Origin of the sequence: Arhodomonas sp. AD133 (assembly GCF_051195215.1) — a bacterium.
Lineage (GTDB): Bacteria > Pseudomonadota > Gammaproteobacteria > Nitrococcales > Nitrococcaceae > Arhodomonas.
Map to the genome: position 1 here is coordinate 65,825 of NZ_JBNAZM010000016.1, position 26,267 is coordinate 92,091.

General features: G+C 65.8%; 19 protein-coding genes and 1 pseudogene. 17 read left to right on the forward strand and 3 right to left on the reverse strand.

The genetic code is table 11. The annotated features are described in order from the left end of the window. Positions 1–21: 21 nt before the first annotated feature. The 7 genes from ACPEES_RS11375 to ACPEES_RS11405 all read left to right on the forward strand — a co-directional run bounded on the left by ACPEES_RS11375 (position 22) and on the right by ACPEES_RS11405 (position 10,521). The gene (locus ACPEES_RS11375; protein WP_435103605.1) at positions 22–1,005 is read left to right on the forward strand and encodes an ABC transporter permease; all 984 of its coding nucleotides are present in this window, start codon (positions 22–24) and stop codon (positions 1,003–1,005) included. Between the two features lie 5 nt (positions 1,006–1,010). Next, positions 1,011–1,919, forward strand: coding sequence for an ABC transporter permease (locus tag ACPEES_RS11380; RefSeq protein ID WP_435103606.1), 909 nt, complete (start codon positions 1,011–1,013; stop codon positions 1,917–1,919). After that, the gene (locus ACPEES_RS11385) at positions 1,919–2,935 is read left to right on the forward strand and encodes an ABC transporter ATP-binding protein (protein WP_435103607.1); all 1,017 of its coding nucleotides are present in this window, start codon (positions 1,919–1,921) and stop codon (positions 2,933–2,935) included. The genes ACPEES_RS11380 and ACPEES_RS11385 overlap by 1 nt, the downstream gene beginning before the upstream one ends. Positions 2,936–2,938: 3 nt before the next feature. Next, a complete protein-coding gene (locus ACPEES_RS11390) occupies positions 2,939–3,931 on the forward strand; it encodes an ABC transporter ATP-binding protein (protein ID WP_435103608.1) in 993 nt (330 codons plus the stop codon). 7 nt (positions 3,932–3,938) lie between these two features. Next, on the forward strand, positions 3,939–5,633 hold the full coding sequence (locus ACPEES_RS11395) for a glycoside hydrolase family 9 protein (RefSeq protein ID WP_435103609.1): 1,695 nt from the start codon (positions 3,939–3,941) through the stop codon (positions 5,631–5,633). A gap of 33 nt (positions 5,634–5,666) precedes the next feature. Then, entirely contained in the window at positions 5,667–7,616 is a 1,950-nt protein-coding gene (locus ACPEES_RS11400) for a beta-N-acetylhexosaminidase (protein WP_435103610.1), read from the forward strand. A gap of 223 nt (positions 7,617–7,839) precedes the next feature. Further along, positions 7,840–10,521, forward strand: coding sequence for a glycosyl hydrolase family 18 protein (locus ACPEES_RS11405; protein WP_435103611.1), 2,682 nt, complete (start codon positions 7,840–7,842; stop codon positions 10,519–10,521). Positions 10,522–10,603: 82 nt separating this feature from the next. On the opposite strand, the gene ACPEES_RS11410 is transcribed toward ACPEES_RS11405, so the two are convergent. Both ACPEES_RS11410 and ACPEES_RS11415 read right to left on the reverse strand, forming a co-directional pair. Further along, positions 10,604–11,194, reverse strand: coding sequence for a class I SAM-dependent methyltransferase (locus ACPEES_RS11410; RefSeq protein WP_435103612.1), 591 nt, complete (start codon positions 11,192–11,194; stop codon positions 10,604–10,606). Then, on the reverse strand, positions 11,166–12,104 hold the full coding sequence (locus ACPEES_RS11415) for a D-2-hydroxyacid dehydrogenase (protein ID WP_435103613.1): 939 nt from the start codon (positions 12,102–12,104) through the stop codon (positions 11,166–11,168). The genes ACPEES_RS11410 and ACPEES_RS11415 overlap by 29 nt, the downstream gene beginning before the upstream one ends. 283 nt (positions 12,105–12,387) lie before the next feature. Between ACPEES_RS11415 and ACPEES_RS11420 the strand changes: the two genes are divergently transcribed. From ACPEES_RS11420 to ACPEES_RS11445, 6 genes are read left to right on the forward strand one after another with little or no spacing between them, the layout of a single operon-like run. Next, complete coding sequence (locus ACPEES_RS11420) at positions 12,388–13,416, forward strand: ABC transporter substrate-binding protein (protein ID WP_435103614.1); 1,029 nt, start codon at positions 12,388–12,390, stop codon at positions 13,414–13,416. A gap of 15 nt (positions 13,417–13,431) precedes the next feature. Continuing rightward, on the forward strand, positions 13,432–14,940 hold the full coding sequence (locus tag ACPEES_RS11425) for a sugar ABC transporter ATP-binding protein (protein ID WP_435103615.1): 1,509 nt from the start codon (positions 13,432–13,434) through the stop codon (positions 14,938–14,940). After that, a complete protein-coding gene (locus tag ACPEES_RS11430; protein ID WP_435103616.1) occupies positions 14,937–15,905 on the forward strand; it encodes an ABC transporter permease in 969 nt (322 codons plus the stop codon). The genes ACPEES_RS11425 and ACPEES_RS11430 overlap by 4 nt, the downstream gene beginning before the upstream one ends. Positions 15,906–15,915: 10 nt before the next feature. Continuing rightward, a complete protein-coding gene (locus tag ACPEES_RS11435; protein WP_435103617.1) occupies positions 15,916–16,920 on the forward strand; it encodes an ABC transporter permease in 1,005 nt (334 codons plus the stop codon). A 5-nt stretch (positions 16,921–16,925) separates the two neighbouring features. After that, the gene (locus ACPEES_RS11440; RefSeq protein WP_435103618.1) at positions 16,926–17,948 is read left to right on the forward strand and encodes a LacI family DNA-binding transcriptional regulator; all 1,023 of its coding nucleotides are present in this window, start codon (positions 16,926–16,928) and stop codon (positions 17,946–17,948) included. Between the two features lie 22 nt (positions 17,949–17,970). Next, positions 17,971–19,215, forward strand: coding sequence for a Gfo/Idh/MocA family protein (locus ACPEES_RS11445; RefSeq protein ID WP_435103619.1), 1,245 nt, complete (start codon positions 17,971–17,973; stop codon positions 19,213–19,215). Positions 19,216–19,253: 38 nt separating this feature from the next. Here the strand turns inward: ACPEES_RS11445 and ACPEES_RS11450 are convergent, their stop codons facing one another. Continuing rightward, a complete protein-coding gene (locus tag ACPEES_RS11450) occupies positions 19,254–19,688 on the reverse strand; it encodes a PACE efflux transporter (protein ID WP_435103620.1) in 435 nt (144 codons plus the stop codon). A gap of 1,025 nt (positions 19,689–20,713) precedes the next feature. Here ACPEES_RS11450 and ACPEES_RS11455 point away from each other — a divergent pair. The 4 genes and pseudogenes from ACPEES_RS11455 to ACPEES_RS11470 all read left to right on the forward strand — a co-directional run. Beyond that, complete coding sequence (locus ACPEES_RS11455) at positions 20,714–21,913, forward strand: DUF6531 domain-containing protein (RefSeq protein ID WP_435103621.1); 1,200 nt, start codon at positions 20,714–20,716, stop codon at positions 21,911–21,913. Between the two features lie 27 nt (positions 21,914–21,940). Then, entirely contained in the window at positions 21,941–24,271 is a 2,331-nt protein-coding gene (locus tag ACPEES_RS11460) for an RHS repeat-associated core domain-containing protein (RefSeq protein WP_435103622.1), read from the forward strand. A 407-nt stretch (positions 24,272–24,678) separates the two neighbouring features. After that, positions 24,679–25,728, forward strand: a complete 1,050-nt coding sequence (locus tag ACPEES_RS11465; RefSeq protein ID WP_435103623.1) for a HEAT repeat domain-containing protein — start codon at positions 24,679–24,681, stop codon at positions 25,726–25,728. Positions 25,729–25,978: 250 nt separating this feature from the next. Further along, a pseudogene (locus tag ACPEES_RS11470) lies at positions 25,979–26,203 on the forward strand (helix-turn-helix domain-containing protein); the annotation flags it as partial. Between the last annotated feature and the right edge of the window lie 64 nt (positions 26,204–26,267).

The following is a 26,267-nucleotide window of genomic DNA, read 5'->3' on the forward strand; positions in this document are numbered from 1 at the left end:
GGTCAACACGAGTTCGAGCCAATGGGATTTTTCCTGAGACGACTGAGTTTCTACCTGGTCGCCTTTCTTGTGGCGGCGACCATCAATTTCGTGCTGCCGCGCATCATGCCGGGGGACCCGGTGACCATGATGTTCGCTTCGGCCAACGCGCGCATGACGCCGGAAATGGTCGAGGCGCTGAAGAAGGTCTACGGCTTCGTCGACGGGCCGCTATGGCAGCAGTACTTCACGTATCTGGGGAACGTGTTCACCTGGAATCTGGGCACCTCCACCCAGTTCTTCCCCGAGACCGTCAATGCCGTGCTCGGTCGCGCCTTCGGCTGGTCGCTGTTCCTCGCCGGTACGGCCATCGTGCTCGCTTTCTGCGTGGGCTCGCTCATGGGCGTGTTCGCCGCCTGGTTCCGCGGCGGGCGCTACGACGCCATCGCCTCGCCGGCGATGATGGTCTTCCAGGCGGTGCCGCCGGTGGTGATCGCGTTGCTGGCGCTGTTCACCTTCGGCGTCGGCCTGCAGTGGCTGCCCACCGGCTACGCCTACACCCCCGGCATGGATCCGGGCTGGAGCTGGGCGTTCGCCGCGGACGTGGCGCGCCACGCGGTGATGCCCATCGCCTGTGCCGCACTCATTCAGGTGGGCGGCTTTCTCATCACCATGCGTAACAACATGATCAACCTGCTCAACGAGGACTTCATCACCATGGCCAAGGCCAAGGGGCTGGCCGAGAACCGGGTGATCTTCAACTATGGCGCCCGCAACGCCATCCTGCCCACGGTCACGGCGCTGTCCATGGCGCTGGGCACGGCCATCGGCGGGCAGCTCATCATCGAGATCGTCTTCAATTACCCGGGCCTGGGCACGGTGCTCTACAAGGCGATCCTCGCCCGCGATTACCAGGTCATCCAGGGCCAGCTACTGCTGATGACCATCTTCATGCTCACCTTCAACTTCATCGCGGATCTGCTCTACGTGGTTCTCGATCCGCGCCTGCGCCGGGGAGGGGCCTGACACCCATGCGCATGCCAAGCTTTCTGCGCATCCTGCTCGGCAACGCCAAGGCCTCCACGGGGCTCGCCATCGTCGTGCTGTTCGTGGTGGTCTCCATCGGTGCGCCGTTGATCGCGCAGCACGAGCCGGATCGCCGCGTCGCCCGGCCCCACGAAGCGCCGAGTGCCGAGCATGTCCTGGGTACCACCCGCATGGGCCGGGACGTATTCTCCCAGGTGCTCCACGGCGGGCGCGTGTCCATTTCCGTGGGGGTCGGCGCGGGGCTCATCGTCTGCGCCCTGGCGGTGGCCATCGGCGTGACGGCCGGCTATTTCGGCGGGCTGGTGGACGAGGCGCTCACGTTCGTGATGAACGTCATGCTGGTGATTCCGCAGCTGCCGTTGCTGTTCGTGCTCGCGGCTTTCCTGGGGGAGACCTCGCCGCTGACCATCGCGCTCATCATCGGCATGACCTCGTGGGCGTGGGGCGCCCGCGTTGTGCGGGCGCAGACGCTGGCGTTGCGGGAGAAGGAGTTCGTCAAGGCCGCGCAGGTGCTCGGCGAGCCCGCCTGGCGCATCGTCCTCGTGGAGATCCTGCCGAATCTGATCTCCATTATCGGCGCGACGTTCATCGGCTCGGTGATGTACGCGATCATGACCGAGGCCACGCTCGAGTACCTCGGCCTCGGCGATCCCAACATCGTGAGCTGGGGCATCATGCTCTACAACATCCAGACCTCCTCCTCGATCCTGGTCGGGGCCTGGTGGGAGGTGATCGCGCCCTGTGCCGCGCTGATCCTGCTGGTCATCGGGCTCGCGCTGCTCAACTTCTCCATCGACGAGATCGCCAACCCGCAGCTTCGTTCCCATCGGGGCGGCGGCCGCCTGAAGCGGCTGTTCGCCCGCAAGCCACGACTCCAGGAGGAAGCCGCCTGATGGCATCCGAGGATCCACAGCTGGCGGTGCGCAATCTCTGCGTCGATTACGTTACCGACGTCGGTCCCGTGCGCGCCGTCGACAATGTCAGCTTCGAAATAGGCCGTGGCGAGATATTCGGCCTGGCCGGGGAGTCCGGCTGCGGCAAGAGCACGGTGGCGTTCGCCGTCACCCGGCTCACCAAGCCGCCGGCCACCATCGCCGGCGGCGAGGTCCTGCTCGGCGGCGAGAACGTGCTCGACTTCACCGGCCGGCGCCTGCAGCAGTACCGCTGGGGCGAGGTGAGCATGGTCTTCCAGAGCGCGATGAATGCGCTGAACCCGGTGCTCAATCTCGAGGAGCAATTCCGCGACGTGCTGCAGACGCACACCCGCCTGACCCGGCGCCAGGCGCGGCTGCGCGCCCAGGAGCTGCTGGAGCTGGTGGATATTCACCCCAACCGGTTGCGGGACTACCCGCACCAGTTCTCCGGGGGTATGCGCCAGCGCCTGGTGATCGCCATCGCGCTCGCGCTCAATCCCAAGCTCATCATCATGGACGAGCCCACCACGGCACTCGACGTGGTGGTGCAGCGGGAGATCCTGCAGAAGATTCACGCCCTCAAGGAAGAGTTCGGCTTCTCGATTCTGTTCATCACCCACGATTTGAGTCTCATGGTGGAGTTCACCGACCGTATCGGGGTGATGTACGCGGGGCAGATCATCGAGAGCGCGCCGTCGCTGGCGGTGCTCGAGAAGCCGTTGCATCCCTACACCGAGGGGCTGCGCAACTCCTTCCCCTCGCTCACCGCGCCCAAGCAGCGGCTCACCGGCATTCCGGGCAGCCCGCTCAATCTCCGTGAGGTGCCGCCGGGCTGCCGCTTCCAGGCGCGCTGCCCGCAGGCGTTCGACGCGTGCTTTCGCGAGCCCACGGTGCTCGCGGACGTCGAGCCCGGGCACTACAGCCGCTGCCACCTCCATACCCGGGCGCACGAGCAGCCGTCGCCCGAAATCTTCCAGCGCGAGCGCGTGGGGTAAGCGATGGAACAGGCCAGGGACAACGACGCGGTGCTCGAAGCCCGCAACCTGATCAAGGATTTCCCGCTCCATACCAATGGGTTGAAACGCCCGATGATGCGGGCGCTGAACGATGTCTCGTTCACCCTGCACAAGCGCCGCGCGCTGGCGGTGGTGGGCGAGTCCGGCTCGGGCAAGAGCACCACCGCGCGGCTGATCGCGCGCATGTACCAGCCCACGGAGGGCGAGATCACTTACCGCGGGCGCTCCATCGCGAGCATCCGTGGCCGGCGCGCGTCACTCGCCTATCGCGCCTCGGTGCAGATGGTCTGGCAGGACCCCTTCGGCTCGCTCAACCCGACGCACACCATCTACCACCATATTGCCCGGCCGCTGTTACTCCACCGCAAGGTCTCGGGGCGGCGGGAGTGTCGCGAGCGGGTTCATGACCTCATGGACCAGGTGGGTCTGGTGCCGGTGGTGGAGACCGCGGACAAATACCCCCATCAGCTCTCCGGGGGGCAACGCCAGCGGGTGAACATCGCGCGCAACCTGGCGGTGGACGCTGAGGTGGTGCTCGCCGACGAGCCCACGTCAATGCTCGATGTCTCCATCCGCGCGGGCATCCTCAATCTGCTCGAGGACATGAAGCACGAGCGCGGCCTGGCGCTCATGTACATCACCCACGATCTGGGCACCGCGCGTTATCTCGCCGAGGAGGTCGCGGTGATGTACGTCGGCCACATGGTGGAGTGGGGCGACTCCGAGTCCGTCATCCAGAATCCGCAGCACCCCTACACACAGCTGCTCATCTCGGCGGTGCCCAATCCGGACCGCAGCATCCACGAGCGTCTGGAAGGGGAGAAGGGGGAAATCCCCTTGTGGACGCCGCAGACCCGCGGCTGCCCGTTCGCCGGGCGCTGCCCGCACACGCGTTCGGCCTGTCACGACGTCATGCCCGGCACTACCGAGGTGGCGGCGGGGCACTACGTGCGCTGCCACCTCTACGGCGAGTAGGCGGATTATGAGGATTCGCGTCAATCATCTCGGTTACGAGCGCCGCGGGCCGAAGCGCGCGCTGGTCGAAGGGGCGCCCGAGGGGGCACGTGTGGCCATCGCACCGGCTTCCGATGCCGGCGTGCACCGGCGCTGGCGCCTGCCCGAAGCGTCGGCAACGCCGGGCTGGTCGGTGCGGGCGGCCAGCGAAGTGCGCTTCGACGACTGGCAGGAACCGGGCGAGTGGTCGCTGGTGCTGGAGGATTCCCAGGGGCGCGTGCTCTCCCGCTCGGCGGTGTTTTCCGTGACGGACGGTCTGCTGCGACGGCGCACGGTCTCCGATGTTGTCTTCGGCCTCAAGTCCCAGCGCTGCAGCGGCCGCTTCGAGCGCGCCGATGCGGATGTGCCGGTGGTAGGCAGCGAGGATCGCCGCGTGGATGCCCGCGGCGGCTGGTACGACGCCTCCGGCGATGTGAGCAAGTACCTGAGTCACCTTTCCTACGCCAACTACTTCAACCCGCAGCAGACGCCGCTCGCGGTATGGACGTTGCTGTTGTCCGCGGAGCGCCTGGACGGACGCGGTGAACCGGCCGCGCGGCTGGGCGAACGGATGCGCGAGGAGGCATGTCACGGCGCGGATTTCCTGGTGCGCATGCGCGCGCCGGAAGGACCGTTCTACATGACGCTCTTCGACCGCTGGTCGAAGGACGTCGGCGAGCGCGCGTTGTGTGCCTATGCCGGCCCGGATGGCCGCAAGACCGATGCCTGGCAGGCGGGTTTCCGCCAGGGCGGCGGCATGGCCGTCGCCGCACTCGCCGCGGCCTCGCGTCTTGCCGGGGGAGGGGCGTTCGCCGCCGACGACTACCTCCACGCCGCGCGCTGCGCCTACGACGACCTGCTCGCCCACAACCGCGCCTACCTGGACGATGGCGAGGAGAATCTACTCGACGAGTACTGCGCGCTGATCGCCGCCGACGAGCTCTACCGGACCACGGAGAATGCGTGGTACGCCGAGCAGGCGACGGCCTGGGCGGAGCGCGTGCTGGGCCGGGCCGTCGCCGGTGAAGCCTTCTTCTGGCAGGCGGATCGAAGCGGGCGCCGGCCGTTCTTCCACGCCTGTGACGCCGGCATGCCCGCCATCGCATTGCTGCGGGCGGCCGACGCCTCGGCGTCGGACCAGGCGGCGCGCCTGCGCTCGGTGGCCCTGGCGGCGGTGGACGACGAGCTCGCGCGCACGGCGGAGGTGGCGAACCCTTACCGCTACCCCCGCCAGGCGGTGAAGGCCGTCAATGCCACCGTGGAGACACGCTTCTTCATTCCCCACGACAACGAGACGGGGTACTGGTGGCAGGGCGAGAATGCGCGCCTGGCGTCGCTCGCCGCCATGGCCCTGCTCGCCGGGGAACGTACGGACGGTGAGCAAGCGCTCGCCTATCGCCAGTACGCGGGCGCCTGCCTGGACTGGGTGCTCGGCCTCAATCCCTTCGATGTCTGCATGCTCCACGGCCACGGGCGCCACAACGTGGCGTATCTGGACGCTTTTCCCAATTACCCCGGTGGTATCTGCAACGGCGTGACGGCGGGGGTGGTCGACGAGGACGACATAGTTTTCGCCCCGGAACCCTACGGCAGTGACGCGGCCTGGAACTGGCGTTGGACCGAGCAGTGGCTGCCCCACGCCGCCTGGTATCTGCTCGCGGCCGTGCTCGCCGAGGTGGCGTAGCGCCCGGCAGTCGCCATTGCGCAAGGAGGCCTCATGATCGATGCTCCCAACCTGAACGCCGTCTCCCACCCCACCAGGGGATGGCTCGATGCCCGAGTGGTGGACAACACCGACGGTGCCGTGCGCGTCGTCCTCACCATCGGCCACACACTCGGGCGGGCCCTACAGGACGGGCGTCTGCACCTGACCATCTTCAGGCACGTCGACGCTGCCGCCTGTGAAGGCCTTCGGCTGGAGAGCCACATCGGCAGCCATTGCCGGTTCGCGCTGGAGCGGGCGGTGCCCGCCCAGGGAGAGCTGGCGGTTACGTTGGTGATGGCATGCGAGCCCATGCGCCATGTCACCGATCTGCCGCTGGCAGCCTATCTGGTCGAGGCGGACACCGCCCTCACGATTCCCCTGGCGGTGCGCCGGCAGCCGCCACCCGGCGAGCCGGTACCGGCAGAGCCGTTGCCGGCGGCAGCGGAGCTCGGGCTGATTCCCTGGCCGACGACGATCAACCGGGATGCCGGTGACTATCACCTGCAGCCGGCAGCGGGTGTCGCGGCTGAGGCGACAGCGGCGACCGCCGCCGCCGACTGGCTCTGCGAGGCGCTTGCCGCACACACGGGGGAGGTTCCGCCACGCCGGGCAACGGCGCCGGTGCGATTTGTCACCGACGACGAGTGCGCCGCAGGCGACTATGGACTGGCAGTGGCCGCGAACGGTGTCACCCTGACCGCCGCGGACTGCGAAGGATTCCGCAACGCCGTCGCAACGCTGCTGCAGCTGCTGCCCGCGGCCACCGATGGACGGCCGGAGGGGGGCTGGCGGTTACCGCGGCTTCACATCGCCGATACGCCGCGTTTCCTGCATCGGGGGCTGATGCTCGACTGCGGCCGCCATTTCCACCCGGTGCCGCGCATCCTTCGCCTGCTCGAGCACATGGCGCGGCTGAAGCTCAACGTCTTCCATTGGCACCTCACCGACGACGAAGGCTGGCGCCTGGAGATCGACGCCTGGCCGGAGCTCACCCGGCGGGGGGGCTGGCGCGGCGAAGGCGAGGTGCAGCCGGGCCAGTATTTCAGCGGCGCCGAGCGTCATGGCGGCAGCTATTCCCGCGCGGACGTCGCTGCCGTGGTCGAGCGCGCCGGGGCGCTGGGCATCACCGTCATTCCCGAGATCGACCTGCCCGGGCATTGCCGGGCGGCGCTGCAGGCGTTGCCGGAGGTGCTCGTCGACGAGGACGATCGCTCCGCGTACCGCTCGGTGCAGAACTACCCCGACAACGTGCTCTCGCCGGCATTGCCGGGTACGTGGCGGCTACTCGAAGACGTTCTCGATCAGGTCTGCGAGCAGTTTCCGGCGCCCTGGGTGCATGTCGGCTGCGACGAGGTGCCCGCAGGGGCGTGGTCCGGCAGTCCGCGCTGCCGTGCGCTCATGGAGCGGCTGGGCTTTACCGAAGCCCGTGAGCTGCAGGGCTACATGATGGGCCGGCTCCAGTCCATGCTCGCGGCGCGCGGACGCGGCCTGATGGGCTGGGAGGAAGCCATGCACGGTGACGCGCTGGCCCGTGGCGCCGTGGTCTTTCCCTGGACGGGTGAGGCGGCCGGTCTGGAGGCGGTGCGCAAGGGTTTCGACGTGGTTCTCCAGCCGGGTGAGTACGCCTATCTCGACCTGGCGCAGTCACACGATCCCGCCGAGCCGGGGCTGTGGTGGGCGGGTGAGCTGCCCCTCGATCAGGTCCACCGCTGGCAGCCACTCGCCGACGTGCCGGACGACGCCCCCGAGCGGCGGCACATCCGCGGTGTGCAGGCGGCGCTGTGGTCCGAGCTCATCCCCACCCGGGCACGCATGGATTACATGCTTTTCCCGCGCCTGGCGGCGCTGGCGGAAGTGGGGTGGTGCCAGGGCGATCGCCCGTCGCTCGCCGATTTCAAGGCGCGCTGGCGGCGCTGGTGCGTGCAGCTCGACCGCCTGGGCGTGAATTACCACCGCGGCTGACGCGGTTACCGGACGGCGATGCCCCGGCGGCGCCGGGGCATACCCCACACCGCAGGCCATAGGGAGGACCGAGCGAGAAACCGATCATCCGGCGCCGACGGAAAACCATGGACGAGACGGCGCCGGCGCCCCCGCAGAGCGGGGCAGAAGGGCCTTTCGACGGGCCCGGGAGCGGCCGCGGGGAGGCGGCCGTGTCATGGAGACGACAAGAGGAGAGTGCACGATGCAGAAGTGCAAACGCCATCTGGCGCTATTCGTTGCGGGCGCGATGACGTCCGTCATGGGGGCCGCTCAGGCGGCGGACGTCGTTACCGAGACGGAGGTGGGCCAGGATGCCTCCGGCGCGGTGGCGAGCGGCAGCCTTTCGGTACAGGGCGACGGCGATCCCACCCGTTACACCGGCGACCGGGTCCACGCCAAGCTCTTCTATGACTGGGACTGGGATCACCAGGATCCGGACAAGGACTTCGCCGGCTTCCGTCCCTACGACTATCACGTCTACACGGCGACACCCACCGGCACTGACTGGGAGGGCAATCTCAACTACACCCAGGGCGAGCGGATCACCGATGCCGAGCGTAACTGGGATGCCTCCAAGGAACGGCACGTGCCGTTCGACGTGACCTCCAGCGGCAAGATCGTCGGACTCTATGCCGGCGAGTGGGGCTACTGGGAGCGGGGTTATCCGTTCGATCTCATCGCCGCGAAGAACATTACCCACCTGTTCTTCTCGTTCTACGGTGTCTGTGACTACAACCGCGACGGCGCCACCGGCAATCGCGGTCTCGATACCATGAACGGCGAGACCGACTCCCACGCGTTCCAGACCATGCGCGCCTCCTGCGGCCAGGGTGAGGCGCCGTCCTTCGACGGTTCCCGCTCCGCGGATCTGGTGGACCTGGGCGTGGTGGAGCGCAAGCAGGACTTCGAGATCTCGAAGTACGACTACCTCGCCGAGCCCCACGCCATCGATGCCATGCGGGAGATGAAGGCGCGCTACCCGCACCTGAACGCCATGCTCTCCATAGGCGGGTGGTCGCTCTCGGACCCGTTCTACGACATGGTCAGCGATCCGCAGTGGCGGTCGACGTTCATCGACTCCGTGGTGGAGACGGTGCGCGCTTCCGACGGCCTGTGGGACGGCGTGGATCTGGACTGGGAGTTTCCCGGCGGTGCCGGTCTTTCCAGTGGCTTGACTCGCGGCTATGCCGCCGACCGGGACAACTTCGTCAAGCTCGTCGAAGAGCTGCGCGCCCGGCTCACCGAGGAGTTCGGCGAGGACTTCCAGCTCTCCGCGGCCATTTCCACGGATCCGGCGAAGATCGCGGCCATCGACCTCTCCCGGCTGAAGGATGACTTCACCTTCGTGAACGTCATGACCTACGACCTCTTCGGCGCCTGGGGCGCGGATCCGGGCCACCAGACCGGCGTGCGTGCCAAGCCGGTGATGGGGGCCTATGACGAGGCACCGGCCGATGAGTATGCCACCGACGAGATCGGCAACACGGTCGAGGTCGACGGCGAGCGCATCAACAAGCGGGAGAAGGTCGAGGGCTTCAGCGTCGAGGGGGCGATCAAGACCATCCAGCGCTTCTATCCGGACTTCCCCATGTCCAAGCTCGCCGTGGGCGCCGCCTCGTACAGCCGGGGCTGGGAGTATGTGAAGGTCGACGATGCCCACGACAAGATGCCCTGGCACGGCACCGCGCAGGAGTGGGGCGCCTACGGTGGCGACACGAAGCTCGGCATTCAGGGCACCTTCGAGCCGGGGGTCGCCGACTATCGTGATGTCTACGACAACTTCATCGCGCCCAACGGCGGCGACTGGCTCTACTATGACCGCCAGGCCGACGCCGCCTATGTCTGGAAGCCACGCCCGGACCACAGTGGTGACGGCAACAAGGTGGCGACCGTGCACTCCATGGACACACCGCGCTCGGTGATCGCCAAGGGCGACCTGGTCCAGGAGTACGATCTCGCCGGCCTGTTCGTGTGGGAGGCGCAGACCGACAACGGCATGATCCTCAATGCCGTCAATGCCGCGGTCTGCAACCAGCTCGACGGTGGCGGCTACTACGACTTCACCCAGCACTATGCCGGTGCGGTGGACACCGAGGTGCTGGCCACCGACGCGAACGGCTATGCCACCCAGGTGCGCGAGACCGTTTACGGCCCCCATGACTACCAGTTCCTCGGGGCGAGTCACTGCAGCGGTACGGAGCCGGGCAACCGGGCGCCGCTCGCCGACGCGGGCAGCAAGGTCTCGGTGGAGGGACCGGCGATCGTGGATCTGGACGCCAGCGGCTCCAGCGATCCGGACGGCGATACGCTGACGTATAGCTGGACCCAGGAGGCCGGCCCCTCGGCGACCCTCTCCGGGGCGGACACGGCCATGCCCAGTGTCGAGGTGCCTGAGGTTCAGGCGGAGACCGACTTCATCTTCCGTGTGAGCGTTGGCGACGGGAAGCAGTCGGACAGCGACCGGGTCACGGTGACGGTCACCACGCCCGGCGGGGGTGATGGTGGCGGCAATTGCCCGGCGACCTGGAGCGCCGACGTGGCGTACTCCGGGGGCGACACCGTGATGTACCAGGGCACCGAGTACCGCGCGAAGTGGTGGACCAAGGGTGACGAGCCCGGCTCCGGCAACGTCTGGGAAGTCGTCTCGGATTCCACCTGCAGCGATGATGGCTCCGGCGGCGGTGACACCGGCGGGGGCGACTCGGGTGATGGCGACGGCGCGAGCTGCGAAGCCTGGGACAGCACCATCGCTTACACGGCGGGTGACGTCGTGGTCTACGAGGGTACCGAGTACCGTGCCAAGTGGTGGACCAAGGGCGAGACCCCTGGCTCTGGTCAGAATGGCCCGTGGGAGGCGCTTGGCAGCGCTGACTGCGGCGCCTGACGCCGCGTAGCCGGTGATCGCGCCGGCCGAGCCGGTACACGAACGGGGCCCTCTCGGGCCCCGTCGCTTTCCGAACGTCGGTTCAGGCCGGGGTGAGCACGCAGAACCAGTGTTCGGCGCTCTGGCGTTCCTCCAGGTCAGTGTCGAAGCCCGCCGCGACGGCCATCTCCCGCACCGCCGACGGGCTCAGGCGGTTGACCAGCGGGGGGCCAACACGGCCGGGCCCGTCCGGGGCGAACTCCGCGACCAGCAGCCGCGTGTCCTCTGGAATCAGGCCGTGGACGTGGGCGAGCACACCCGCGGGGTCGTCGACATGGTGGAGCACCATCACCAGCAGCGCCGCGTCTACCGGACCGGGCAGGCTGGTGAGGCTCGCGACGTCGGCGTGCACGGCATGGATTTGCGTGAGGTGGTGCAGCGCCGTCGTGCGCTGAAGCATGGCGATCGCCTCGGCGGATTCGTCCACTGCGTAGACGCGGCCGTGCTCGCCCACGCGTTCGGCGGCGCGCAGTGAGACATAGCCCGGGCCCGAGCCGAGATCGGCGACGCTGGTGCCGTGGTGCAGCCGCACGGCGTCGAACCATTCCGTGACCAGCGGCGCACGCAGCGCCTGCCGGCCGAACTGACGCTGAAGCGATCCCCCGTCAGTAGCCCCGTTTGAAGTCGATGACATAGTCCAGCTCCTTGCCGGTCTGATAGCGCGCGTAGTTGTGGCGGAAGATATCGGCGATGTCCTCAGGGAAGCTTTCCGCGGCAACGTGGGGTGTTACGTAGCAGTTGTCGAGCTGCCACAGCGGTGAGTCGGTGGGCAGGGGCTCGGTTTCGAAGACGTCGAGCACGGCGCCGCCGATGCGCTGATCGCGCAGCGCTTGCGCCAGGGCGTCGCTGTCGATGAGCGGGCCGCGGCCGACGTTGATGACCCACGCGTGCGTCGGAAGGTGGCGCAGGGCCTCGGCGTCCAGGAGATGATGGGTTTCGGGCGTATCCGGCAACGTCAGCACCAGGTAGTCGAGCCGCTCCAGGAAGGCGTGCCATTCGTCCCCGGCGTAGACACGTGTCACCCCCACCACGTCGCCGGGGCTGCGCTTGTAACCGATGACGTCGAGCCCGAAGTGGTTGGCGGTACTGGCGATGTGCTTGCCGATGGAGCCGAGCCCGGCAATGCCCATGGTGCGACCGGCGAGACCGCGGTAGTCGAGGGGCTGCCAGCGAGCCTCGCGCTGCTGCGCCCGGAGCTGAAAGAACTGACGCTCGAGGGCGATCAGCCACCCGAAGACGTACTCGCTCATCAATGGGCCGAAGACATCCTTGACGCCAGTGAGCGTGTAATCGCGGCGCAGCCCTTCATCGAGCAGGGCATCCACACCCGCGAACGTGGACTGGACCCAGTCCAGGGCGTTGGCGTCGGCGAGCGCTTCGGCCACCAGGGCCGGCTTACCGAGCACGATGTTACAGTCGGTCACCGCCCGGCGTCCTTCCTCCGCCGTCGTCGCTTGTCGGATCTCCAGATCGGGCAGGTCGGCCTGCTCGATGAGGCGACGGTAGACATCGGCGTCTTCGGACAGGATGAGGGCGCGGTTCATGGGTTCTCTCCCGGTTGCGGTGACTTTCCGCCGCCCAGCATAGCTTACGACCTCCGCTAAGCCAGCAGGGGAGCGCGCGTTGGGTTCCGGAAACCGGCGTTGGGCGGCCCGAGCTGCGATCGTGCTTCCGGCCTGCCGGCGAATGCGATGGTGTTTTCCGGCCCTGCACCCACTGACGAACGGACTATTGTGTGCTGGAATGTAATCGATTACATTCCAGCGAAAAGCGGTTCGGCCGGCAGTCGAAGAAAAACCGATCCACGAGCCCGAGAGGAGGAGAGCGATGGCCTGGAAGCACTGGTTTGCCGCAGCGGCGGCCGTGGCGATGGGCGGATTCACCGCCGGCGCGGCGGCCGAGAGTTACACCATCGGCCTGAGCAACGGCTGGGTGGGCAGCGAATGGCGCACCCAGATGATCGACGAGGCGAAGGCGGCGGCCGAGGCCTGGTCGCAGCGCGGGGTCGAGGTGGACGTCATCGTCCAGAGCGCGAACGTCGACGTTCAGGGGCAGATCGCCCACGTGCGCAACTTCCTCAACCGCGGCGTGGACGCCATCATCATCAACCCCAACAGTCCCACCGCTTTCGACCCCGTCTTCGCCCAGGCCAAGGCCCGCGGCACGCTGGTGGTGGCGACGGACGCGGAAGTGTCCTCCAGCGATGCGATCTACGTGGGCATCGACCACACCGAATGGGCACGGCAGTCGGCGCGCTGGCTGGCGGAAACCCTGGACGGCGAGGGCCGGATCGTTGCCATGAACGGCGTGGCCGGGCACGCCGCCAATCAGATGCGCGTTGCCGGCTACCGCGAGGTGTTCTCGGACTACGACGGCATCGAGGTTCTCAACGAGGTCAACGCCAACTGGGACCAGGCCCAGGGTCAGCAGGCGATGCAGAATCTGCTCGCCACCTACCCCGATATCGACGGCGTCTGGGTGCAGGATGGCATGGCCTTCGGCGCCTGGCGGGCGATCATGAACGCGGGCAAGGCCGACGGGATCGCCGCCACCGGCGAGATTCGCAAGGATTTCCTCGAGCTCTGGCGGGACAAGGACCTCACCTCCGGCGCCTCGGTGAACCCGCCGGGGGTGATGGCGAGCGCCCTCAACGTGGCGGTGCTGCGCCTGATGGGGGGCGAGTTCAAGGAAGACGTCTTCGAGGGCAAGTACGGCAACGCCCTGTACGTGCCCGTACCCTTCATCGACGACGAGAACCTGGACGAGGTTTACCAGCAGGTCGAGGGCAAGCCCGGCTATTATTCCGTCACCAGCCGGCTGTCGCCGGACGAGGCCGAAGAGCGCTTCTTCCAGTAACCGGAGCGAATCACCATGGCTTGGCTGGAAACCCATGGGCTGTGCAAGCGGTATGGGGGCGTGCGCGCCCTCGACCGCGCCGACTTCGACCTCCGCCGGGGCGAGGTGCACGTGCTCATCGGCGCGAATGGCTCGGGCAAGAGCACGCTGTGCAAGTGCCTTGCCGGTGCCGTCGCCCCGGACGACGGCGAGATGCGCCTCGACGGCGAGCCTCTGCGGCTCGCGTCGCCGGCGGAGGCGGAGCGTGCGGGGATCGGCGTGTTCTACCAGGAGCTGAGTCTCATCCCCCAGCTCACGGTGGCCCAGAACGTGTTTCTCGACCGTGAGCCTCGCACCCGCCTCGGGTTCGTCGACGAGGCGGCCATGCGTCGGCGCACCGAGGCGCTGATGCGGCCATTCGAAGGTGTGGCCGGTGAGCGCTTCCGTGCCGATCGCCCGGTGACGGACCTCAGCCCCGATCAACGCCAGATCGTGGAGATCCTCAAGGTACTGGCGCGCCGCCCGCCGGTGATCCTGTTCGACGAGGCCACGGCCGCTCTCGACCGCCGTCAGGTGGCGGTCTTCTTCTCGGTGATCCGCGAGCTGCGCGGCGCCGGTCACGGCATCGTGTTCATCTCCCACCGCATGGACGAGCTCTTCACCATTGGTGACCGCATCACCGTGCTGCGCGACGGCCGCACCGTGACCACCTGCGATGTGGCCGATACCGACCGTGAGGCGGTAGTGACCGCCATGGTGGGCGAGAGCGCCCAGCCGGCGGCCGCGGGTTCCCGTGTGGAGCGTCCCGCGCCGACGGGGGCTTCAGTGTTTTCGGTGCGTGAGATCACCGCCGCGGGGCTCGCGCCGGTGTCGTTCGAGCTCGCTGCCGGCGAGATCCTGGGCCTGGGCGGGCTCCACGGCCAGGGGCAGTCGCTGCTGCTGCGCACGCTGTTCGGCGCGCACCGGCGCACCGCGGGCCATGTGGCGGGGACCGACGGGGCGCTCGCGGGCCGGCATCCGGGGCAGGCGGTGCGCGCGGGGCTCGCCTACATCTCGGGGGATCGTGGTCGTGACGGCATTTTCCCCGCGCGCAATGTGTTCGAGAACCTGGCGAGCGCCCTGCTCACCCGGGAGGGGCGGCGTCTGGTGCGCCACGGTCGCCTGCGCGGCGAGCTCGATCGCGCGGTGAAGGCCCTGCGCACCAAGTTCGCCGGCTATTCGGCACCGGTCACCTCGCTTTCCGGCGGCAACCAGCAGAAGATCGTGATCGGCCGGTGGCTGGCCGCGCGTCCGCGGGTGCTGCTCCTGGACGATCCCACCAAGGGTATCGACCTCAACGCCAAGGCCGATCTCTACGACATTCTCCGCCGCCTGGCCGCGCAGGGCGTGGGGATCGTCTTTTATTCCTCCGACGACGCCGAGCTGCTCGACATCGCCGATCGGGTTCTGGTGTTCAACGGCGGCCGGGTGGTGGACGAGCTCGCCGGCGACAGCCTGAACCGGGTGGCCCTTTACCGGGCCGCCTACGGCGGGGAGGCGGCATGAGCACGGCGGTGGCGGTGCACTCCCGCGAATGGTTCGCCGTGTTACGGCGCTTCCCCTGGGTGGTGGCGGCGGTAGCGGCAGTCGTGCTGTTCACCATCAATGCCGCGTTGCAGGGCAATCTGCTGGAAGCGCCGGTGCTGGTCTCCAACCTGCGCACGGTGCTGCCGCTGCTGCTGGTCGCCGTGGGCCAGACCTACGTGATCCTCAATAGCGATATCGACCTGTCCATCGGTGCGGTGATCTCGTTGGTGAACGTGGTGGCCGTCTCCGTGATGGGAATGGTCGGCGGCGGCGCGGGCATCGCCCTCGGCATGCTCGCCGGTCTCGCCACGGGGCTCGCCTGTGGCCTGGCCAACGGATTGTTGATCGCGGGGCTGCGCTTTCAGCCCATCGTCACCACGTTCGCCACCGGCATCGTCTTCGGCGGTCTCGCCCTGTGGGTGCTGCCGGAGGCGGGGGCGCCGGTGCCGGAGGGCTATTGGCGCGGCTACGCGGGGTCCTGGATGGGGCTGCCGGTGCCGCTATGGGTCGCCGCCGCCGCTCTGGTGTGGATCGGCGTGTTCGCCCGCACGCGCAACCACCGGCGTCTGCTCGCCACTGGCGGGCGGCTGGAGGCGGCGTTTCAAAGCGGAGTGCCCGTGCGCCGGGCGCGCATCAACGGTTATGCCTTGTGCGGGCTCTTCGGGGCACTGTCGGCCTTCTGCCTCACCGGCGACACCGCCACCGGCGACCCGCTGATCGGTCAGGCATTCACATTGAGCTCCATTTCAGCGGTGGTGCTCGGAGGCACGGCGCTCTCCGGCGGGGTGGGCGGGGCACTCGGCACCGTCTTCGGCGCCGTGATCCTGGTGCTCATCAACAACATCATCTTCTTCGCCAACCTGCCGTTCGAGTACCAGAACCTGGTCCAGGGGCTCATTGTGCTCGTGGCCCTGGCGCTGGGTGTGTTCGTGGCGCGGCGATGACGAGGCAAGCATGAGCGAGCGAGTCGAACCTGTCAGTCCGGGCGCGGATGTGCCACGCGGCGAGCGTGTCCGCGCTCTCGCGACGCATCCCCTGGCCGTCGCCGGCGTTATCATCGTCGCGCTGCTGGTGGTGGGCGAGTGGCTGTCGCCCGGGTTCGCGAGTGCCGACCAGATCCTGCGACAGCTCACCATCGCGGCGATTCTGGGCACCGTGGCGGCGGGGCAGAATCTGGTGATTCTCGGCGGGCGCGAGGGCATCGATCTGTCGGTGGGCGCGCTGGTGTCCCTGGGGGCGGTCATGGCGGGCAACGTCATGGACGGCAGTAACCTCATGCTGATCCCCGGACTCGTGGCGGCGGTTGCCGTGACCGGCGTCGTGGGGCTAGTCAACGGCGTCGGCGTCACGGTATTCCGTATCCCGCCCCTGGTCATGACGCTGGGCATGCTGGGTGTGATCCAGGGGGCGCTGGTGGTAATCACCAGTGGCGTGCCCTCCGGGGACGCCGCACCATTGCTCGTTGCCCTGGTGAGCGAACCACTGGCACTGGGCATTCCCGGCGTCGTGATGCTGTGGGCGATCGTTGCCGCAGGCGTGATCGGGTTGCTGCGCGGCACCCGATTCGGCTACCGGGTCTATGCGGTGGGCAGCAACGACCTGGCCGCCGCGCTGTCCGGCATCCCCGTGCGTGTGATCCGTGCCAGCCTGTTCGGGCTTTCCGGGGCCTTCGCCGGACTCGCCGGCGCGTTCGTCCTCGGCTACACCGGCAACAGCTTCATCGGCGTGGGCGAGCAGTACATGCTGCCGTCCATCATCGCCGTGGTGATCGGCGGGACCTCGCTGGCCGGCGGCATCGGTGGGTATGCGGGCACCGTCGCGGGAGCCATCGTACTCACCCTGCTGCAGTCCATACTGACCACGCTGCAGCTCGAGGCCTACGGCCGCCAGATCGTCTTCGGCGGCGTACTGCTCGCGCTCATGCTGGTCTATGGCCGCCAGCGGCGGTTGCGAGGGTAGCCGGTATGGCTGCCAAGGTGACCATCGCGGATGTCGCGCGGCGGGCCGGGGTTTCCACGGCGACGGTCTCGCGTGCGCTCAAGCAGCCGGATCGCGTGAGCGAGGCGACGCGGGAGCGGGTGCAGGCGGCCATCGATGCCGTCGATTACGTCCCCAACAGCCTGGGTCGGAACCTGCGCACCCAGCGCACGGGCACAGTAGTGCTGGTGGTGCGCGATATCGGTAATCCCTTCTATCTGGAGATATTTCGCGGGGTCGAGGCGGCGGCGCGGGAACGTGGGCTGTCAGTGCTCATGGGTCACACCGAGAACGACGCCGAGCGCGAGCGCTGGTACTTCGACATGGTGCGTGAACGCCGTGCCGACGGCCTCATCCTCATGACCGGCAAGCTCCCGCCGGGCTTCCGGGTAACCGCCCGCTCGACACGCGTGCCCATTGTCGTCGCGCTGGAATACCTGGAGGACGTGCGGCTGCCCACGGTGCGCATCGACAACGTCGCCGCGGCGCGGGAGGCGACGGCCTATCTCGCCGGACTCGGCCACCGACGCATCGCCCACGTAAGCGGACCCACGCCGGAGTTGATGAGCCGCGACCGGCTCGACGGCTATCGTGCGGGGCTCGCCGATGCCGGCCTGGCCGGCGACGAGGCGCTCATCGTACGCGGCGACTACTCCATGGCGGCGGGCCGCGAAGCCACCGCCCGCCTGCTGGCGCTCGAGCCGCCGCCGACCGCGGTGTTCTGCGCCAACGACGAGATGGCCATGGGCGTGATCGCGGCGGCCCGCGAGGCGGGCGTGGAGGTTCCCGCCGGACTGTCGGTGGTCGGCTTCGACGATATCGTCTTCGCACGCAATTTCTCGCCGCCGCTCACGACCGTCGCCCAGCCCCGCCAGGAGATCGGCCAGCGTGCGCTGGAGCTGCTCGCCGCCCAGCTCGCCGGGGAGCCGGTGGGGGTCGCGGACGAAGTGATGCCGACCCGGATCGTACCCCGCGCCAGCACCGCGGAGCTGGTGACCAGTAAAACTTGACGACAGCAAAAGGAGTACGGCCATGCGTGGCAAGAATGCGGGCGAGCCCCTTCGCGTGGGATTCGTCGGGAGCGGTTTCATCGCCCATTTCCACCTGCGTTCGCTCATCGGTGTGCGCGACGTGGTGGTCACCGGCGTGTACAGCCCCACCGCGGCCAAGCGCCGTGCGTTCGCCGACGAGTGCGCCCGTCTCGATCTCGGGGATTGCCGTGCGCACGACTCGCTGGAGTCGCTATGCTGCGCGGACGACGTGGACGCATTGTGGGTTCTCTCGCCCAACAATACCCGGCTGGATGTTATGCGTACGCTCCACGACTGCATCACCGGCGGGCGTTCGCGCATCTTCGCGGTCGCCTGCGAGAAGCCGTTGGCGCGCACCATTCCGGAGGCGCGGGAGATGCTGCGGCTCGCCGAGGCCGCCGAGCTCAATCACGGCTACCTGGAGAATCAGGTCTTCTCCACCGCGGTGGAGCGGGGCAAGGAGATCATCTGGCGGCGGGCGGTGCCGGCCACCGGGCGGCCGTACCTGGCGCGGGCGGCGGAGGAGCACGCCGGCCCTCACGAGCCGTGGTTCTGGCGCGGCGACCTTCAGGGAGGAGGGGTGCTCTCGGACATGATGTGTCACTCGGTGGAGGTGGCCCGCTACATGCTGACTTCGCCGGGGGGGGACCGCTCGGAGCTGGCGTTCAAGGCGGCCAACGGCACCGTCGCCAATCTCAAGTGGACCCGCCCCGCCTATGCCCGGGCGCTGCAGCAGCGCATGGGCAACGAGGTGGATTACCTCAAGCGCCCGGCGGAGGACTTCGCCCGCGGCAACCTGATCATGGCGGACCCGGACGGCAACGAGGTGATCATCGAGGCGACCACGTCGTGGTCCTACGTCGGCGCGGGGCTGCGCATCAATCTTGAGATGTTCGGCCCTGAGTACGCCATGGAGTTCTCCTCGATCAACGCGCCACTCAAGGTATTCATGTCCCGCGAGGTAACCGGCAGCGAGGGCGAGGACCTGGTGGAGAAGCAGAATGCGGAGCAGGGGCTGATGCCGGTGCTCGACGATGAGGCGGGGATCTACGGCTACACCGGCGAGAATCGGCACATGGTTCAGCATTTTCGCGCCGGCACCGTGCCCATCGAGACATTCCACGATGGCCTGGCCGTGGTGGAGATGCTGATGGCGCTGTACTGCTCCGCGGAGCAGGAGCGGGTGATTCGGCCTGAGGAGGTGGATCTGAGCGGCTTCGTCCCCGCGGTGGCGCGTCCGGCGTGAGCAGCCGGCCGCCCGCGTGCAGCGGGCGGCCATTACGGTTACCGGGAGTAGGAGCTCTCCGGCTCGGGAATGGGGAAGAGCGCGTCGTACCCCAGGTTGTAGACGTACGTGTAGACGAGATAGAAAACCATCAGCGAGACGTCCATGGTCAGCGCCTGGGCGAAGCCGTAGTTCATCCACCACATCACCGGCGGCAGGGTGAACAGCAGCATGCCGAACTCGAAGACCAGGGCATGGATCATCCGCTCGCCGAGGGTCTTGCGCACCCGGCCGCGAAGGCGCAGCAACGTGCGGTCGAACCAGACGTTGTAGACGTAGTTCCAGGCGGTGGCGACCAGGGACATGGCAATGGCCAGGATACCGACCTTGTGCATCTCCGCATGGAAGAGCCAGCCGGCGAGGGGGCTGACAATGATCACCCCGATGAACTCGAAACACACCGCGTGACGGATCCGGTCAGCGACGGAACGCATCGAAAACCTCGAACAACCCGCCTTTGGGAACACTGCCGGACAAGATGGAGACCGCCTGAAGGCGATAAAGACGGCCGTCGGCGTACCCCGCCTGGACAGCGGAGCGGGCACCGGGCCCGGCAGAACGTTATCGCGCTATTTATACCAGACCGAGGGAGGCGGCACCAGACCGGGAAGGTAGAGACACCACAAAGACATAAGGCCCGCAAGGGCGGACACTCACGGCGTGGTTCGTGGAACACTCTGAGCTGTTCCGGGACCTGACAGCTATGATCAGCCAGTTCTCGATACCTTCATACAGCCTGTCTGGCGAAATGGCGAATGCTTCGGCAGAATAGGGCAGACGGCTGCGAGGCGTTAGTTTCACCCGTCAAGTGGCGACATCTTTCGGCAGGGAAGATTGGATGGTTCTGTGACAAGTCCAGGGAAAGGAAGGAATGAGAGTGAAAGGAACAGGCAGGAATCCGCATCGGGTGTACATGGCGGGCCGAGTACGGGCTGCAAGTGCAGCCGTAATACTTGGGATTCTACTGCCGGTACACGTGCCGGTACACGCCGACGCGGCGCACGTTCCGGCTATACCCGGTGATTGGAAATACCGTAAGGGGAAATGGGATCCCGAGGTTGGCTGCACAACTTCGCCCGACTACTGGGTGCAGAGAAAGTTGGAGCGGCTCGGGGGCGACCAACAGTGCTTCGCCCGCCTGCTTAGCAATTCGGGATGGTTAGCTGACAAGAAGCAGCATAATTGCCCACCTTATGAGCCTGAACACCCTCAGGAGGGTCAGCAACAGAAATACTTGGCCGAATACGGCGTGCCTGGCAGGGGGGACAAATGTAGCAACGCGCATGTGTTTCGGCAAAACTTCAAGGTCTTTCGGTATCGACCCTACTACTGCCCCGATGGGGGGCGCGTCCGACGCCGACAAACCGGTACACCCTGGGTCTTTGAATTCTACTGCGAGACGCCGTTCGATCCCGTGAATGCGGGTGAGCCGGACTGCGAGACTGGGAAGGGAAACCCGATGAACGTTGCCGTCGGCAACAAGTATCAGCACGACACTGATTTTGTACTTACCGGACCATTTCCTCTGCGCTTCGAGCGAAGCTACAACAGCCGGCATGCGCGACCGAGCACCATGGGCGCTCATTGGCGCCATACCTATGAGCGTAAGGTGCTCGTCGCCGAGCACAGTGTCTGCGACGACGGCGATGGGGAGAGCTGCGTTCGCCTTCATCTGGTCCGTGCCGATGGCAAAGAGATTGGTACCGGTTCGGCGCCGACAGAGTGGAGTGTGGACACGGTACCACCCGGTTATGAATGGCAGCTGCCGCCCTACATACGTGGTTCGCTCACCTCCACGAGGGAGGGCTATCGCTACGTCACCGCCAATGATGAGGTCGAGCTTTATGACAAGCGTGGCCGCCTGCTATCCGTGACCAATCGCGAGGGTGCCTCCCACACACTGCACTATGATGAAGCGGGACTACTGGTTGCCGTCGAGGGGCCAACGCAATGGTCGATGACGTTCGAATACGATGAGGCTGGGCGTGTTTCGGTGGTGCGGGCTCCGGGGGGGCGCCTTTATCGGTACAACTATGATGACGACGGTCGTTTGGTTTCGGTGACCTACCCGGATGGTTCGGGAAGCAGTGTTCGTAAGTATCATTACGAGAACACTGATTATCCTACGCATCTTACGGGAATAACTGACAGGAACGGTCAGCGATTCGCGACATGGAGCTACGACGACCAGGGGCGCGCAGTCAGCTCCGAGCATGCCGATGGTGTCGAACGCTATACGCTCGACTACGAATACCTCAATGACGACCGCGATCCTAGGGTCACGGTAACCAACCCGCACGGGAAGCAATCAACGCTTCATCTCGCCACCATTCACGGACTTCGCCGGGTCACGGAGGTCGAAGGTCACCCTACCGAGCACTGCGCAGCCGCGAACCGTTCCTACACCTACACCCCGGAAGGCAGGGTGGCCTCCAAGACCGACTGGCAGGGCCACACGACGACCTATGAGTACAACGACCGGGGGCTGGTAACCCGAATGGTGGAGGCGGCGGGCACGAGCGCCGAACGGGTGACTACGAAGCAGTGGCACCCGGATTTCCGCGAGCCGGTACGGGTAACCGAGTCCGACCGGGTGATCGACTACCGCTACGACGCCAACGGCCGGCTCATCGAGCGCACGGTGCGCGCGCGCCCGTAACCGAACGACAACCGGAGGGAATCGGACATGGAGAGGGACCTCACGCGCCGCGTGGCCGCCGCGCTCGTGCTGGGCCTGGCGCTGGTGGCCACGGCGGCGAGTGCCGCGGTCGAGCGCAGCCGCAGCTACACCTACAACGATCTCGGCCAAGTGACGAGCGTCGATGGCCCGCGCACCGACGTGCAGGACGTCACCCACTTTGCCTACGACAGCGCGGGCAACCGTACCCGCGTGACCAACGCCCTCGGCCACGAAGTCACCATCGCCGAGCACGACGCCGCCGGGCGGCCGCTGCGGGTGATCGACGCCAACGGTGTGGCGACCACGCTCGCCTATGACGCCCGCGGCCGGCTCGTGCGCCGCAGCGTCGCCGGCGCCACGACGCGCTTCACCTACGACGCCACCGGCGAGATCACCCGCCTCGAGCAGCCCGACGGCAGTTTTCTCACCTTCGACTACGACGCCGCCCACCGCCTGGTCGGCGTCACCGACGCCGCCGGCAACCATATCGCCTACACGCTCGATGCTGCGGGCAACCGCACCGAGACGCGCATCACCGACGCCAGCGGCACGCTCGCTTACCGCCAGCGCCAGGTCTTTGACCACCTCGACCAACTGATCGAGCGCATCGGCGCTGCCAGGCAGACCACGCACTACAAGCACGACGCCAACGGCAACGTCACCGAGATCATCGATGCCAGAGGCCATCACACGTATCAGGCGTACGATGCCCTCGACCGCCTCGTCCAACGCACCGACGCCCTCGGTGGCGAAACCGGGTATGCCTACGACGACGAGGATCGCCTCACCAGTGTCACCGACGCCCGTGGCAACACCACCCGCTACACCTACGACGAAGCGGGCGACCTCGTGCGCCGGGAGAGCCCGGACAGTGGCGTGACCACCTACACGTACGATGACGCCGGGAATGCCACGAGCCGCACCGACGCCAAGGGGCAGGTCACCGAATACACCTATGACGCTCTCGATCGCATCACGGGCATCCACTACGTCGCTGACCCGAGCCAGGACGTCCGCCTGCACTATGACGAGGAGATGGCGAGCCATGGCATCGGCCGCTTGACCCGGATCGAGGACGCCACGGGTAGCACGCGCTTCGACTACACTGCCCGCGGACGAATCGCGCGTATGACGCGCACCACTGGGGGCACGTCCTACACGGTCGAGTACAGTTACAACGCCGCCGACCGGCTCACCGGCGTCACCTATCCCAGCGGGCGCACGCTCACCTACCGCTACGACGCGGTCGGCAACATTGAGCAGGTGACGACGAGCCACGATGGGGCAACGGTCGTACTCGCCAATGACGTGACCCACGCCCCCTTCGGCGGCCTCACCGGCCTCACCTACGGCAACGGGCTAACGCTCACGCGTGGCTACGACCAGGACTACCAACTAACCGAGCTGACGATTCCGGGGGTGATGGACCGGACCTACACCTACGACCCGACCGGCAACATCACGCGCATCGGCGCCGCCAACGCCCAGTCCTTCGACTACGACGCCCTCGACCGGTTGACGGATGCCACGGGCCGCTACGGCGAGCTCGACTACGCTTACGATGGTGTGCACAACCGGACGAAGCGAATTGTCGACGGCGAGGTGGAGACCTACATGATCGACCCCACCAGCAATCGGCTAACCCGGATCGACGACGGCACCGCCGTCGCCATCGAGCACGACGCCAACGGCAATATCATCCGCCGGGGCAACGACCGTTACCGCTACAATGTCGAGAACCGTCTCGTCGAAGTCACCCGCGACGGCGAGCGACTCGCCACCTACGGCTACGACGGCCAAGGCCGGCGCACCCGCAAGACCGTGAACGGCAAAACCACCCACTTCGTCTACGGCCCCGGTGGCCAGCTCGTCGGAGAATACGAGCCGGACGGCACGCCCATCCGCGAATACGCTTACCTTGACGGCGCGCCGCTGGCGGTATTCGGTGACACCGGCATCGGCTACATTCATACCGATCACTTGGGCACGCCGCGGGCGGTGACGGATGCGGAGCAGACGGTCGTCTGGCGGTGGCGGAGCACGCCTTTTGGGCAGGACGGCGCGAATGCGGATTCGGACGGTGATGGCTATATCATGCCGCTTCGTTTCCCGGGGCAATATTTCGACAAAGAGTCCGGAATCTATTACAACGGGTTTCGGTACTATATGCCGTTACTCGGTGAGTACACGCGTAGCGATCCGGTTGGATTGTGGGGGGGGCATGAATACGTATGCTTATGCTTGGGGAAACCCGCTATCAATATTCGATTCAATGGGACTTCGGGGCGAGTGCATATTCAACCCTCAAGGCGATCCCGAACTGAGTCGGACAAATGAGCGGCGCGTTAATATCACTGAGGAGTGGTCAAGTCTGTTCTGTGCGCCGGCACCTAAACCTGATCGTCCTGGGATTGGGTCGGGGGCACCTAGTCTGAATGCCGGGCCACCCGTGGACTTCTTTTTATTGTGCCAGAGAACATACTATTTTGAAGGTTATTGGGAGCGCAAGTTCAGGCGTGGGTACTGGGGGGTGCTACGTTGTTACGATGAATGTGGGGAGCTCACTGATGAGACATATGGGTTTAAGTACGTTGATAGCGTTTGGAAGCGCGACGGAGAATACTCCGTAAGCTATAAAGGTCCGGTGTTTGAGTTGGGGGCGCCTGAGCCACAATTTGAGCCAGATGACCTTCCTCCACTTCGTCGACCTAGATAGGTCCCCTGATTGCAAGCGTGATGGTTAAATGGGAATTAATCGGTGCCAAATCTTAGTCGTTGCAGTTGCAACTGTGCCTCTGTGGTTGGTTGCCGACGTGGGTGCGCAATTAAGTGATGACCAATTGCTTTGCCCATCTTTGATGGATGTTTCGCCATCTGCACTTAGTAAGCTGGAGTCTGCCTCAGGAAGAAATGAAATGCGAGCTGCTGTTAAAGAGCTGGGCAGCAGAGGGGAGGAGAAACAGCTAGAGTGCCTAGAAAATCTATGGAGGCGTGGTTCAGAAGAACGAGAGGGGGCTCGCTATGAGGTACTCAGCGATCCGGTGGTGCGGCTTGTGCTTGCGCAAATACTATTAGAAAATGGAAAGGAAGCCGGTGGCGCATATGTTTCGTATATCAAAGACAAAGCATACAGTCGTAATTGGGTTGTTAGGTCAAATGCGGCAGACGCGCTGGCAGCTGTAGGGGATTTGGAATCAATAGAGTTGCTCCAAGAGATAGCCAAGACACCACATCGACTTGTGGCTTTGCGCGCTGTTTGGTCCTTGGAGCGCTTACACGAAAAAGGGGTGAGCAGGGATAAAGTGTTGCCTGTGGTTTCGGGGTTGGTGACAAACCCAATAATTAAAGACGAAGAGGTTAAGAAAGTATTGCGTCGAGTGTATGAGGATATTTCTCGGGAGCAATTGGAAGAGTTAGAGCCGAGCGATGAAAGCGGGAAGGAGGGGTTTGTTGCTTTAGAAGAGATAGGTGGTGGTGATGATGCTTATGAGGGGCGAATTAAAGAGTTGGAGGATAAGGCGAAGGCTGGCGATGTGGAAGCGCAACACACTTTAGGGGAATTTTATCTTCTTGGGGTTCATGTTAACAAGAATTATTCAGAGGCGTTAAAGTGGTTGTCTCTTTCTGCGCAAAAAGGATTCGCGCCCGCGAAAACCAGTTTGGCGAATATGTACCTCAGTGGTCGTGGCGTCGAGGAAAATAGAGAGAAGGCCGTTCGTCTATTGTTAGATGCAAAGAACCAAGGATATGCGCCAGCTAGGCGGATGTTGAGGATTTTAGAAAAGGGTAGATAGTATCTGGGATGAGTGCTCTTTTTTCATCGTGCTTGCTTGGCTATTGTCTGCGTCCTGGTAGTCTGCAGTCTTTTTTTGTTCTTTAGCTGTCGAGACTCGGGTGATCGTATTCCAATTTTCGAAATAGCTCGAGCCGCTCCTGTTGCTGGTGTCGGGTCCCGGACGACTGCATAGATCCATCGCGATATGCATTGTGGATAGGCCGCGAGGTTATGCACGAGTTGATTGAGGGCGTCAGGGAAGGAGCCGGGTGAACATTCGACTGCACAAAAACGCCACGACCACGCCGGCGCGCCGCGCGGAGATCCAGCGTTCGGACAAGCCGGTGCGCGAGCTCGCCCGGGAATTCGGCGTCAGCGAGGATACGATCCGGCGGTGGAAGCGCCGAGAGACGGTGAGCGACGGCTCGCACACCGCGCACCGGCTGCGCACGACGCTGACACCGGCGCAGGAGGCGGTGGTCCGTAAGCGCCGTTAAATCGACGCTCTTGCCTCAGTCGTATTGGGCGACTTTTTTCGAAGCGGGTAACCCGGCATTC

What these genes read in the sequence shown, in the direction of transcription:
- ACPEES_RS11375 (WP_435103605.1), top strand. Translation starts at nt 22, where the DNA reads ATGGGATTTTTCCTGAGACGACTGAGTTTCTACCTGGTCGCCTTTCTT.
- ACPEES_RS11380 (WP_435103606.1), top strand. Translation starts at nt 1,011, where the DNA reads ATGCGCATGCCAAGCTTTCTGCGCATCCTGCTCGGCAACGCCAAGGCC.
- ACPEES_RS11385 (WP_435103607.1), top strand. Translation starts at nt 1,919, where the DNA reads ATGGCATCCGAGGATCCACAGCTGGCGGTGCGCAATCTCTGCGTCGAT.
- ACPEES_RS11390 (WP_435103608.1), top strand. Translation starts at nt 2,939, where the DNA reads ATGGAACAGGCCAGGGACAACGACGCGGTGCTCGAAGCCCGCAACCTG.
- ACPEES_RS11395 (WP_435103609.1), top strand. Translation starts at nt 3,939, where the DNA reads ATGAGGATTCGCGTCAATCATCTCGGTTACGAGCGCCGCGGGCCGAAG.
- ACPEES_RS11400 (WP_435103610.1), top strand. Translation starts at nt 5,667, where the DNA reads ATGATCGATGCTCCCAACCTGAACGCCGTCTCCCACCCCACCAGGGGA.
- ACPEES_RS11405 (WP_435103611.1), top strand. Translation starts at nt 7,840, where the DNA reads ATGCAGAAGTGCAAACGCCATCTGGCGCTATTCGTTGCGGGCGCGATG.
- ACPEES_RS11410 (WP_435103612.1), bottom strand. Translation starts at nt 11,194, where the DNA reads ATGTCATCGACTTCAAACGGGGCTACTGACGGGGGATCGCTTCAGCGT.
- ACPEES_RS11415 (WP_435103613.1), bottom strand. Translation starts at nt 12,104, where the DNA reads ATGAACCGCGCCCTCATCCTGTCCGAAGACGCCGATGTCTACCGTCGC.
- ACPEES_RS11420 (WP_435103614.1), top strand. Translation starts at nt 12,388, where the DNA reads ATGGCCTGGAAGCACTGGTTTGCCGCAGCGGCGGCCGTGGCGATGGGC.
- ACPEES_RS11425 (WP_435103615.1), top strand. Translation starts at nt 13,432, where the DNA reads ATGGCTTGGCTGGAAACCCATGGGCTGTGCAAGCGGTATGGGGGCGTG.
- ACPEES_RS11430 (WP_435103616.1), top strand. Translation starts at nt 14,937, where the DNA reads ATGAGCACGGCGGTGGCGGTGCACTCCCGCGAATGGTTCGCCGTGTTA.
- ACPEES_RS11435 (WP_435103617.1), top strand. Translation starts at nt 15,916, where the DNA reads ATGAGCGAGCGAGTCGAACCTGTCAGTCCGGGCGCGGATGTGCCACGC.
- ACPEES_RS11440 (WP_435103618.1), top strand. Translation starts at nt 16,926, where the DNA reads ATGGCTGCCAAGGTGACCATCGCGGATGTCGCGCGGCGGGCCGGGGTT.
- ACPEES_RS11445 (WP_435103619.1), top strand. Translation starts at nt 17,971, where the DNA reads ATGCGTGGCAAGAATGCGGGCGAGCCCCTTCGCGTGGGATTCGTCGGG.
- ACPEES_RS11450 (WP_435103620.1), bottom strand. Translation starts at nt 19,688, where the DNA reads ATGCGTTCCGTCGCTGACCGGATCCGTCACGCGGTGTGTTTCGAGTTC.
- ACPEES_RS11455 (WP_435103621.1), top strand. Translation starts at nt 20,714, where the DNA reads ATGAACGTTGCCGTCGGCAACAAGTATCAGCACGACACTGATTTTGTA.
- ACPEES_RS11460 (WP_435103622.1), top strand. Translation starts at nt 21,941, where the DNA reads ATGGAGAGGGACCTCACGCGCCGCGTGGCCGCCGCGCTCGTGCTGGGC.
- ACPEES_RS11465 (WP_435103623.1), top strand. Translation starts at nt 24,679, where the DNA reads ATGGGAATTAATCGGTGCCAAATCTTAGTCGTTGCAGTTGCAACTGTG.